Origin of the sequence: Flavitalea plasmicola, assembly GCF_030546645.1 — a bacterium.
In the GTDB taxonomy this organism is placed as follows: Bacteria; Bacteroidota; Bacteroidia; order Chitinophagales; family Chitinophagaceae; genus Puia.
Map to the genome: position 1 here is coordinate 35,574 of NZ_JAUOTO010000005.1, position 11,567 is coordinate 47,140.

General features: G+C 56.8%; 7 protein-coding genes. All 7 read right to left on the reverse strand.

All coding sequences use genetic code 11. The features are described 5' to 3' along the window. From Q4E93_RS18425 to Q4E93_RS18455, 7 genes are read right to left on the reverse strand one after another with little or no spacing between them, the layout of a single operon-like run. A complete protein-coding gene (locus Q4E93_RS18425) occupies positions 1-2,274 on the reverse strand; it encodes a glycosyltransferase (protein WP_303587675.1) in 2,274 nt (757 codons plus the stop codon). Next, positions 2,271-3,395 (reverse strand): hypothetical protein, encoded by a 1,125-nt coding sequence (locus Q4E93_RS18430; RefSeq protein WP_303587677.1) that lies wholly within the window; start codon positions 3,393-3,395, stop codon positions 2,271-2,273. The genes Q4E93_RS18425 and Q4E93_RS18430 overlap by 4 nt, the downstream gene beginning before the upstream one ends. Continuing rightward, the gene (locus Q4E93_RS18435) at positions 3,392-4,108 is read right to left on the reverse strand and encodes a rhamnan synthesis F family protein (RefSeq protein WP_303587678.1); all 717 of its coding nucleotides are present in this window, start codon (positions 4,106-4,108) and stop codon (positions 3,392-3,394) included. Before Q4E93_RS18435 ends, Q4E93_RS18430 begins: the two co-directional genes overlap by 4 nt. Further along, positions 4,096-9,246 (reverse strand): glycosyltransferase, encoded by a 5,151-nt coding sequence (locus Q4E93_RS18440; RefSeq protein WP_303587680.1) that lies wholly within the window; start codon positions 9,244-9,246, stop codon positions 4,096-4,098. The genes Q4E93_RS18435 and Q4E93_RS18440 overlap by 13 nt, the downstream gene beginning before the upstream one ends. A gap of 17 nt (positions 9,247-9,263) precedes the next feature. After that, the gene (locus Q4E93_RS18445; protein ID WP_303587682.1) at positions 9,264-9,584 is read right to left on the reverse strand and encodes a hypothetical protein; all 321 of its coding nucleotides are present in this window, start codon (positions 9,582-9,584) and stop codon (positions 9,264-9,266) included. Positions 9,585-9,590: 6 nt separating this feature from the next. Next, positions 9,591-10,679, reverse strand: a complete 1,089-nt coding sequence (locus Q4E93_RS18450; protein WP_303587684.1) for a glycosyltransferase — start codon at positions 10,677-10,679, stop codon at positions 9,591-9,593. A 7-nt stretch (positions 10,680-10,686) separates the two neighbouring features. Continuing rightward, positions 10,687-11,511 (reverse strand): glycosyltransferase, encoded by an 825-nt coding sequence (locus Q4E93_RS18455; protein WP_303587686.1) that lies wholly within the window; start codon positions 11,509-11,511, stop codon positions 10,687-10,689. Between the last annotated feature and the right edge of the window lie 56 nt (positions 11,512-11,567).

Here is an 11,567-nt window from a genome sequence, read left to right on the forward strand (position 1 = left end):
TTAGAAGTTCAGTTTGTTTTTTATGGTCAGTGCGAATCTTTTCAGCCGGGGGCTTTTCTTAACGGCTGCTTTCAAATGCTGTACCAAACGGTTCTCATGCTGCACGACGGTGGAGGACCGCACCCCGAAAGTGGGGTTGTCGAATTGGTAGCCGGGTCCGTTGGCATTTAATATATTGATCACCTGCGTGGCGAATTTGGCATAATAGTCCTTGTTTTTTTCGGTGATATACCGGTTGGAGTACAGGATCTTTTCAGTTGTAGCCTGGCGGAACATGGAACCTTTCCGGATACGATAGTGGAACAAGGGCTCGGGAATAACGACGCCATTGAAGCCATGCCGCAGCATGCTGAGGACGCTGTCATAATCTTCCATGCAGTAGTCGACCTTTTTATCGTTGAGGCCGCCGGCGAGAAATGCCGCCCGTTTGTAGACCAGGCTGCTGCTGTTGATGGGGTTATGTACAAGGGCATAGGGCGGCTGCGGCGTAAAGGTGGGCCAGAGGCGATGGCCGTCGCCGAAATATTGCACCCAGGAGCCGGCAAAAAAGACATTGTCGCTATGCTGCAGCGCATGGATGCACTTTTCATAGTAAGTGGTGGAGACCTTATCGTCGGCATCGAGGAAGGCCAGCCAGGCGCCACGGGCTCTTTCGGCGCCCTTGTTCCTCGTATATGCCAGTCCGTGGTTTTTTTGCCGGATGATGTTGATGCGGGGGTCGGTGGTCAGCTTGTCCAGCTGCTGGATGCTGACGGGATCGGTGCTTCCGTCGTCGATGATGATGACCTCCAGGTCCTGGTAAGTGGAATTGAGCACGGAGTGGAGGCATTCATTGATATAGCGGCCCATGTTGAAATAGGGGATGACGACGGAAAGAAGATGGCCTGTTTGGACGGTGGGGTTGGTCAACGGGACAGACGGGTCGGCCGATGGCTGATCGGAAGACAGAGACGGGTCGGTCGACGGCTGGTCAGCGGATGTGGGCAGCGCGGCGATGGGTTCCTGGTGGACGAAGGGGAAATGGTGGCGGGCCTTGCCGGCCGGGGACGGACTTTGTCCGGCGTGCGCGCTGTCCGTGGTTTCCTTCAGCAGGGCCAGTTTCCGCGGGCCGATGTTGTCGAAGCCGTAGCATGCATGGATCTTCCTGCTGGCGTTGGCGCCGATGCGTTTGATCTCTTCTACGGGCAACGCCAGGATCCTATGCAGCTGGCGGGCAAATGAGGGCGGGTCCCTGTGATCGAACAGGAACCCTGTCTCTCCGTCTTCGATGATCTCGGGCTGACCACCCTGTATGGAGGCCAGCACGATCTTGCCCAGGGCCATGGCTTCGATGACGACATACGGCATATTGTCCACGATGCTGGGTACGATGACCAGGTGGGCATACTGCAGCGTATCCTTGATCCAGTCGGGCTGGATCTGGCCTTGCAGCAGCAGCAGTCCTTTTTCCTGGTAGCTTTTATATTTATCGTGGATCAGCTGGCCCATGGTGCGTTGCTCGGGATGGAATACGATGTCTGTTCCCCCGACGATGTGCAGGGGATGGGGAAAGCCTTCGTCCCATAGGGCCGTGAAATATTCCATCAGCTCGAAGCTGCCTTTCTGTGGCGAGAGCTTGCCGTAGTAAATGATCTTGCCGGGAATATGGGCGGGTGCATCCACGGGCGGCTGATCGGGTTGGTAGGGATTGGGGAGGATACGGATGGGCCTGCCGGTGAGGTCGATCTGCCGGCCGATGGCTTCCACGAGGAAGCGGGTGGGCGAGATCAGGAGGTCTGCGCCGACGATGGCCTGCTTTTCCATTTCGCAGGTCCAGAACTCGGGGAACCTGTACAATGGCACCCGATTGTAGTCCAGGTAAATGAATGCGGGACTATGCAGGGTCAGCACGAGGGGTACGCCGGCCAGGAAAGGATAGCCGAGGTGTTTGAACTGCACCAGGTAGTAGGCGATGCCCAGGTAGTCCTGCGCCTCGATGTAGTCGGGCTTGCCGTCTTCGAGGATGAGGGCCCGGACGATGCCGGCGAAGGCATAGCTGAGCCTGGCGGTATAGCCCAGCGATCCGGACAGCCGGTGCCTGTCGCTGTTGAAGCGGATGATCCGTATGTTATGCTCTTCGGGCAGGTCTTCGCGATCCCGGACCTTGTCGTCGGCCACGAATACGGTGACATGACAGCCTGCCGCCGCCAGCATCCGGGCGGTGTAATGGCAGTAGGTGCCGATGCCTCCTCCATAAAAGGGAGGATATTCCGTTGTTAGTAGCCAATAGTTCACGTCCTATCTTTTTTTTGATGACCGTTGGGGTTGCGCGATGCGGTGTGGCGATGCAGCCGGCGGCGGATGGCCAGGACCAGGCTTTTCGCGGTCCTTTTGCCTGTCAGCACTTTTATCACGTGGCCCAATCTTTTGTACCACAGGGGCAGTGCCTCGTATTCCTGCTGGTACCAGGAAAAAAGGGTGTCATAGTCGTCTTTGTATTTATTGCGAATAATGTTGATAGTGGTCTCGGCATTGTGCATCCGCTCCTGCAATACCCGGTGCTTATTTTGGAGGTTGTCCAGTGTTTTTTGCAGCTGGTGCTTTTCGGTGAGCAGGGCTTGTAAAGGAGGGTTGTCCTGTAATAATGCTGCACAATGACGGTGAAGAGCTTCTTCGAGGGCAATGGTATGGTCGGGGTCTTGTCCTTCGATGAAGACATAGGGTTGGCCTGAGCCGGTCCCGGCAAGAGCCGTGTGTGGCGCTCCTGAAAGGATGCTGTCTGCGAGCCCGGCCACCTGGTGGTAGCCGGTCAGCCAGTGCGCGTGCCGTGTATTCCATTGGCGGATCTCCGGCCAGCCTTGTGCCTGCAGCCTTTGAATGAGACTTGCAGATGGTGCGGCCTGCCCTGCCAGGACGGGCCTGTCTTCCATGCGGATATATTGCCTGCCGAACATACAGAGGGCGATGACCTCGAACAGGCTGTCATCGGGTGTTTCGGGGAGCAGGAGAAAAGGGTTGTCCCCTGTTATCAGCCGTTGCAGGGCTTCATGGCTGGCGGCTGTTGGGTGGGTGTTTTGTGCCGCCGGGGCGACGGCCGGCTCGTGCGTTCCCGGGCGGGTGGTTGGCTCGTGTGTTGCCCGGTCGATGGCTGGCTCGTTCGTTCCCCGGTCGACAGCTGCATCGTGCGTTCCCTGGTCGACAGCTGTATCATGCGTTGCCCGGTCGACGGCTGTATCGTGCGTTCCCCGGTCGACGGCTGTATCGTCCATTCCCAGGCGGAGCGCCAGGCCGATGGCCGGATCTTCCGGTAGCCGGCGGTCCCGCAGGTCTGGTGGCCGGACGACCAGCAGCGGGCGATAGGGCCTTTCGGCGGAGATGTTCGTCTCCCGGGGGGCGATATGTTGGGTGCTGATCATATTCCTTTTATCGTGAGTCCCTGGTCCTCTGCGAGAAAACACAACAATCTTTCCCATGAATGGGTATAGGTGCCTGCCGCCAGGTCCAGCACATTACCTGTTTCCAGCTTCGCGCGCGCGTCGAGCGGGGAATGGGCCGAAAAGAATTGCTCGAAGATGCGGCTTCTGCCGATGAAGATGGTCCCGGCAATGAAGTCGTAGATCCTGCCATGGAGGCGGTAATCACGGATCATCTCCATCAGCAGCTGGTGATTGGTGGTGGTGAACGTTCCTTCGGAAGGCATGAACTCATTCTTTAAAAATGTTTTTGCCCCTACAATGCCGACGAGCCTGTCCTGCTCCAGCAACCGCAGCGCTTTATGCAGTCCTTCTTTGCTGAAGAGGCCATAGAGCTGCTGTGACCAATAGTCGGCATTGATGCTCTGGGGGCTGACTTTGTCGTGCAGCAGGGCGATGTATTCGGTTTTTTCACAGAAGTTCATATAATAGGAGAAGGCGGCCAGCTTGCCTCCGATGTCCTTCCCTTTATTGGGCACCTTCAGCCGGACGAGGGTATTGTCTTTTTTCGGAGGCTGTATCTCGTCCAGCACATCGTCATGGCACGCCGTGACGATGATGCGACTGGCTTTCCGGAGCACGGCCCGGCACCTGTCTTCCAGCAATGGCCAGGAGCCGGGATAGTAAAGGTGTATGAGTAAGGTCAGTCCTGGCATAGTAATGTTTTTTCGGTCTGTGATGGGCGTTCGGATGCGGGCGCCGGGTCCAGCAGGGTCAGGAATCGCTCTTCGAAGACTTCCATGGTCAGGTGTTCCTGGTACAGCAGACGGGCGGCTTTTCCCATGGCGGCAAGGAGGGCGGGTTGCCGCAGCGCCTGCTGGATCTTCATGGCAAGGGTCCTGCTGTCGTCATTGGGTATGACAAAACCGTTGATGCTGTCGGTCATCAATTCGGCAAATCCTGTGTGGGTAGAGACGATGCAGGGTTTGCCAAGACACAATGCTTCTACAATGACGACGGGAAAAGGGTCGTCACGGGATGGGCATACAATGACATCGCTGCGGCGCATCAGGTCGAGGCATTGTTCATGATCCCGTTCGCCTGTGACCTTTATATGGGTGGCGGCGGGGCCGATGTCCTGCAGCAGCTGCTGGTAATAGCCGGCATCGTGTGGCCGGCCTACCAACCATAGCTCGACCTTATCCTGCCACAGCGGGTCCAGCTGCTGAAAGGCTTTGACCAGGATGTCCTGTCCTTTCCGGGGCTCGATGGAGCCGATGATGCTGAAGATGATCTTCTCCCCGGCAGCCGCGTGATGGGCGTCGGGTGGCAGATCGGGATACCCGTAATATATTCTTTCGGGATGGGCGTTGTATTTTTTTGCGTACTGCAGCGCATAATCGCTGGGGACTATGACGGTGGGTGCATTTGCCAGGGTGTTGATGAATTGGGCGTCATGTGAAAAGGTCTCCAGGACCTTTGCCTCATGCAGCCACCAGAGGGTATGGGTGAGGTCGCTCAGCTGCCGCACGACGGGCCAGGTGACCACGGTATTGCAAATGACATGATCGAAATTGCGGGCAAACCGGGTGAGGGTCTCATGCTGTCGCAGCAACAACGAATCGATGATGACGGGCGCCCCGGCTTCCAGGAAAAGGGCGCCTGCAGGGCCTTCCCTTTCGCAGATGACGGTGACAAAATAGCCGTGTCGGATCAGCAGCCGGCAGAGCTGCAGCAGCATGATGGGGGCGCCGCTGAGGCTTAGGTCGTGGCTGACCAGCAGAATGTCTTTTTGAGCTACAAGCTGCAAGCTGCAAGCTACAAGTGGAGATCGCTTAGGCGGTGAGCCAACGGCTGTAGGCTGCGAAGTCTTACCAGGTCCTTCGCTTGCAGCTTGTAGCTTGAAGCTTGCCGCTTCTCTCCCAGCTGACGGTGCATAAATGCGATAGGGTTCCGGCGAGTCGTGATACAGGTGGTTCCGCATGGACGCGGTGAAATAGGGGTCTTCGGCTACGCGCTGCGCCCACCGGCGCAGGAGGTAGATGTCGGCCTTGTCCTTGCGGCGGCCGGCCGGCGAGGTCTCATATTCCTTCAGCGAAAGATGCCCGATGTGGCGAAGGGTGGCGTACGGGGTGTATACACAGCGGAACCCTGCGTCGAGGATCTTAAAGGACAGGTCCACGTCGGAGTGCGCGCTGGGCGTGTTGACCGGATCGAAGCCGCCAATGTCGTCGAACAGCTGCTTTCTTATGGCGAGGCAGGCCCCGGACAGGATGGAGACATTGCGCACGGACTGTGGGAAGTTGATATAATCGGTTGAATCTTTCCTGTATCCATGGAAGGTCGTGCCGGTGAGGCCTCTTACGCCTGTGGCCATGCCTGCATACTGGATGGTGTCGTCCTCATAGATCAATTTGGGGGATACCCCGCCGACGCCGGGAACAAACAAGTATTCGATGGTATTGCCGAGCCAGTTTTTTTCAAGGGGCCGGACGTCGTCGTTGAAGAAGAGGAGGATCTCACCGCGGGCATGGGCGGCGCCGGCATTGCATTTGTCGGAGAAATTATAGGGATGGTCGTAGGGGACGGCTGCAAGCTTCAAGCTGCAAGCTACAAGGGGAGATCTCTTAGGCTGGGAGCTATCGGTCTTATCAGGTCCTTGGCTTGTGGCTTGTAGCTTGTAGCTCGCAGCTTCTCTCGCCAGGCGCGAATGGGTGACAACGATGATCTCGAAGTTGGGGTAGTCGGTTAGACGGTAGAGACTGTCGAGGGTGTCCCGCAGGTTGTCTTTTGAATCCGTAGGTATGATGATCGACACCAGCGGTTGGGCTTCGACGTGCAATACGGCCCTGTTGGCGGTGGGCAGTGCAACGACCCCGGCAGCGATCTCCCTTCTTTTCATGGCATCGGCGAGGGCGGCGATATTCGTGATCCTGGCATGCGGCTTCCCGCCCTGGGAGGAAGAGCCGGCAGTCATCCGCCAGTGATAGACGACCTTTTCGATATGCCGGATACGGGAGGTCTTCTCCACGGCCCGGAGCATGAGGTCATAATCCTGGGACAGGTCATATTCTTTCCGGAAGCGGCCTGCCTTTTCCAGCAGGAAGTTTTTATGGTAGACGGTGAGGTGACCGGGATACATCATATTCAGCAACAACTCGGGACTGTAGGCCGGCTTGTAAAAAGGATCGCTGAGCCGGCCGTTCTCGTCCACCTTACATTCGTCGGTGTAGAGGATATCGGCGTCGCCGTGGAGATGCAGGTCCTTTACCACCTGGTACAACGCATCGGGGGTGAGCTCGTCATCATGGTCCATCAGCGCGATGTATTCCCCTCCGGCCACTTCCAGGGCGGCATTGGATGCTTCGGATATGCCGGCGTTCTTTGCAAGCCGGATCAGCCGTATCTTATCTTCTTTTTCGATCCGGTGAAGTACCTGCTGCGTGCCGCGGTCCGTAGAGCCGTCGTCCGCGATGCATAGCTCCCAATTGTCATACCACTGGTCCCTGATGCTGTCGACGGCCCTTTGCAGCCAGCGGGGATCTGTGTTAAAGACGGGCATGATAAAGGAGATCTTCGGCCGCCGGGTGAAACCTGCGATCTCTTTCATGGCTTTCACCGGGTCTTCCACTTCGCCGATGGCGGCGCCCGCGCCAGGCGGTGAGATCGCGGGCATACGCATCAGGGGTAGCAGGGTCTGGCGTGGGTGAAGTAGTCCCTGCAGTCCTTTTGAAAGTAAGGTTTTGCCTATCAATGACACGGCGCCCGTCACTCCTTTTTCCTGCATGGTCGACAGCAGGAAGGCGGTGAGATATTTTTCCCGGTCACGGGCAGCCGTCAATTGCCGTTGGAGGATCACGCCGGGCAGGCTGCGTTGTTCATACGTGCGTTTGTACCAATCGAGGTGCTGGTGGAGCAAGCCGATGTGCGCCTGGTGATCCTGTTGAAGGCGGGCTAATTGCTCCTGTGTCTTTATTTGCTGGGCTGCCTGTTCGCGGAGGGCATTGTCCAGCCGGGCATGCAGGGCGGTGACTTCTGCCTGATATTGCTCACGGGTGTCCTGCAGTTCCCTGGAAGCCTGCTGGTATTGCGTCCTCCAGGTCTTTTTCAGCCGGATGCCGCCATGTGAAAAAGGGCGGCCGGGCAGGAGCGGGACGGCCCCGAAATATTTTTCTTCCAGCCGGACGCAGGATGCCAGCTCCTCGTCGCCAAAGGGAAAGAACGTATTGACCAGAGCGGTCACGAGGGGTATCAGGCCGGTTGGCGTGCCGTCTGCCGGAAGGGCATACATGCTCATCTTATCCAGGCTGTAGACCAGCCCTCTGAAAAAAATAAAATAAAGCGGAACATTTTCCGGGGTCCTCCATTCCTGGTCGAATACGGTGGCCTTGCCTTCCCCCGTGATAAGGATATTAAAGGGAGTAAGGTCGAGATATTGTCCGGGGAGGATAGGGTGGCCTGTGCCGATGGTGGCATCGCCGCCAGGATGGCTATGGTCCAGCAGGACCTGGTAATACCGGGCTGCCCAGTCATGCAGTCCGTCAACGGTCCATCCTTCCCGGGTGATGATGTCGAATGCGCCGGCGGAAAGTAACTTGCCCGGGATATATGCTTCGTCAATGATGAGGTGTTCCATCGGTTGGCCCGTGGGACAGGGTGCGTCGGGGTACAGCCGCTGTCTGAGGACCTGGATGGCGCCGGTGTCTCCGCGGGTGAAAATATTGCTTTTGCAGTAACATTTCTGCCGGGCGCTGTTATAGGAATAGACGAGGGCCTCGTCAGGAGCAAGGGTGGGTTTGGAAGAGGGACTGGGGTTGGAGGATAGGTAGTTATTAGATGACGGGCGATTGTCGGATGACTGGCCTTTGGCTGCCGGCTGCCTCTCCGGCCCGGCGATCACCAGGAATGAGTTGGAAAGGTCGGGCATCAGGTGGTTGTTCAGCAGGGCGGTGGCGGTGCGGGTGGGCCAGAATTCCGTGGCCTGACCGTTGCCGTGCGGGTAGTCGAACTTTTCATGCAGCAGACCCGACAGCTGCAGGTCCTCCGCAAAAAATGCCGCTTCCTTTACGATTACGTCGGGCAATTTATAATCGGGGAATGGATAGAGGAATTCGCTGCTGGCAAAGCCTGCGTTCGAAAGGAGGAGGATGAGCTCCTGCCTGCCGAAGGTGACGGCGGTGTTGGAAGTGTACCTGTCTTCGATGCCGTCATATGGGCGGCCGGTATGATCTTCGGGCGCACCGGCCCAGTATTTCAGTCCGAGCTTGTTCTCGATGGCGACGATCAGCTGTCCATCAGGCCGGAGGCAGCTTCGCGCACGGCGGAGCATGTCGAGGGGCGGGTATTGTCCTTTTATAAAAAGGTGGCTGTATTCCAGCACGCCGATCAGCAGGACGATGTCGAATTGTTCTTCGCCGTTGAAATGGTCGAAATTGTCACAGACGACCCGGACATTGTCCAGGTCTCTGCATCGTTCGCGGGTGATGCGCGCCCTTCTTTCGCTGCCTTCCAGGGCGGTGACGATACTGCCGAGCTCACCGAGGTAGCGTGTCAGCGCGCCGCATCCACAGCCTATCTCGAGGACCGACGGAGCCGGAGCGCCTGTCTTCGCGGAGTTTTTTCCTTGCAGCAGCCCGGACAGGGGCCTTAATAAATGTGTCCGGGCCGGGCTCAGATGGTACATCGAAGGCCAGTCCCTGATGGCGGCGGCCAGGTCTGCCGAGCCGATGGAAACATCCGGGGCCTCCCTGATCTGCTGCAGCAGACGGGTTTCCACGGCGTCCCCGTCGGAATAAGAAAAGTGCCTTGGCCCGGGGGGAAATAATATATTATCTATGAGGATATAGTCTTTCATGCTTTCTCCTGCTGGATTCAGTTCCTTTTTCTCCTGAAAAGCTTTTGCCAGATGGTGCCGGGCAGGCTACGTTGTTCGTAGGTGCGCTGGTACCATTCAATGTCCTTCCGGTAATTGTCGATGTCATTGAGGAGCTTGTTGATCAGCTGGTGCGTGCCTTCGCCGGCCTGCCGGCATTGCTGCAATTGCTCTCTCAGGGCCAGGATCTCGGCGTCTTTTTTTTCGGACAGGGATTCCAGATATAGGAGGATATCCTTCAACCGCCGATTGACTGCATCCCAGTGCCGCGGATCGTCCTGGTCTTCAGGAATAGTGTCGGGGATTACATGCGTTCTCATGTTCATTTAACTTTTATACAGCTCGCGATACGAGTTGAATGTTGTATGGACGTCAAATTGCTGCGCACATACCTGACGGGAATATTCTCCCATCACGCTGAGCATCTCCCTGTTGTTATGATAGCGCAGGATCTTCAGTATCGCCTCCTCCTTGTCACGGAAAAGGTCTCCGTTAAGCCCGCCGTGGACGAGGTCCCTGTTGCCTATACAGTCGGTGACGAGCACGGGCTTCTTCAGCGCCAGCGCTTCCAGCACGGCGAAAGGCATGCCTTCAAAATGAGAAGTGGAAAGGTAGATATCGGCTCCTGCGATATATTCGTTCGATGCTGCCGGCGATACCCAGCCGGTGACGGAGATATTCCTGGCCGTCAGCCGCCGGCGCTCCTCTCCATCGCCTACCCAAATGAATTCGAAGTCGTCGAATGTTTCGAAATACTGTGCGATGGCATTAAAGAAGGCGGGGTCTTTCTGGTCGACGATCCTGCCGCTGGTGACGATACGGAAGCGGCCGGACCTTGGTATGGCGGTAGCCGACGCCTGTGCCGCGGGACCTTCGAGGGTCACGCCGTTGTTGATGCAGGTGGCCTCGATGCCCATGGCATGATAGGCCTCCCATTCGCTGGTGGAGCAACAGACGGTCTTGCCGCCCAGGAAGGAGGCAAATCGTTCCAGGCTTCCGTAGATGTATTGCATGAACCTGCTTTTGCCGACCAGGAATGGCGCCCCATTGGGTGTATAGACGACGGTGGTGATCCTGGCAAGGCGGCATGCAAGTCTGCCGAGAAAGCCGCTCTTCGAGGAATGCAGGTGCACGGCGTCGATGCGGTTCTGCTGCTTCAGCTGTTTGAGAATGGTATATAGCTCCCAGAAAGCGGCGGTGTCCTTGCGTACGCTCAGCGCTCGCTGCGCCGAAGGCCAGGGTATAAAGCGGGTATTGGAGGCGGGAAAATAACGTTTCACGTCGGCGGACCGCATGACGCTTTCCCTTTCCCCATGGATGATGATATGCAGATCATCCTGCAGATTCTCCACCAGGGATTTGACAAAAGTGGCTATGCCCGACGCAAAGGGTTCGACAACATGTATAATATTCATGACGGCGTTAGATATTACGTAATTGCTTTTTGATCTTCAATGCCCATTCTGCCGGTAGCAACATCAACAACCGAAGCCGGATCTCACCAAGTACACCGAACAAGAGGCTGTTCCGGTATTGCCGGACGACCTTTATGCGGCTTCTCAGCTGCTGTTTTCGATGACTATGCGACAGGCCCTCGGGGTTGATCTCGCAAATCATCAGGTAATAGGGCAGGATGGCCGCTTTCCCATGCTGGAGGAGCTCATAGAAGAACCCGTAATCCTCCGCATGGGGAAAGGTTTCAGGATACGCCGGCAGCCTGGCTGCTACGCCGGCACGCCACATGACCGTGGGGTGTATGAAAACATTCTTAAAATGCATTTCCCGCATGATCTGCTTATGCCGGGTAGGGATCGTGTACGTATAGGCTTCCCCCGTGGAGAAATCCTTGAAAACACACCAGCTGCCTACCAGGTCGACGTCCGGATGCTCGTCCAGGAAGGCTACCTGGCGGTGAAACCGGTCTTCGGAACACAGGTCCCCGCAATCCAGGCGGGCGATGAACCGGTAATCAGTCCTTCCCTCCAGGTAGTGGAGACCGGCATTCAAAGCTCTGGTAATGCCGCTGTTCTGTGGCAAGCGAATAACGCGCAGGTTTAGTAAGGGGGACAGGTGGTCGGTCAGGTCGGAGAGGGTCAACGACTCGATGCTGCCGTCGTCGATGATGAGTACAAAATATTTAACAGGGTCATAACAAATGCTCTGAAGGGACCGGAGCAGACCGTCCCGGTTGTTGTAACAGGAAATCAGCACACAAAAGTCCTTCTTCACGCCTATCGGTTCCTTCATGGACAAATAGTTTACCCTTTTTGATAATAAGCAAAGTTCAGGCCTAGTTCTCGCCG

Excerpts from the sequence above, each read along its gene's own strand:
- Q4E93_RS18445 (WP_303587682.1), bottom strand. The coding sequence starts at position 9,584 with ATGAGAACGCATGTAATCCCCGACACTATTCCTGAAGACCAGGACGAT.
- Q4E93_RS18435 (WP_303587678.1), bottom strand. The coding sequence starts at position 4,108 with ATGCCAGGACTGACCTTACTCATACACCTTTACTATCCCGGCTCCTGG.
- Q4E93_RS18450 (WP_303587684.1), bottom strand. The coding sequence starts at position 10,679 with ATGAATATTATACATGTTGTCGAACCCTTTGCGTCGGGCATAGCCACT.
- Q4E93_RS18430 (WP_303587677.1), bottom strand. The coding sequence starts at position 3,395 with ATGATCAGCACCCAACATATCGCCCCCCGGGAGACGAACATCTCCGCC.
- Q4E93_RS18455 (WP_303587686.1), bottom strand. The coding sequence starts at position 11,511 with ATGAAGGAACCGATAGGCGTGAAGAAGGACTTTTGTGTGCTGATTTCC.
- Q4E93_RS18440 (WP_303587680.1), bottom strand. The coding sequence starts at position 9,246 with ATGAAAGACTATATCCTCATAGATAATATATTATTTCCCCCCGGGCCA.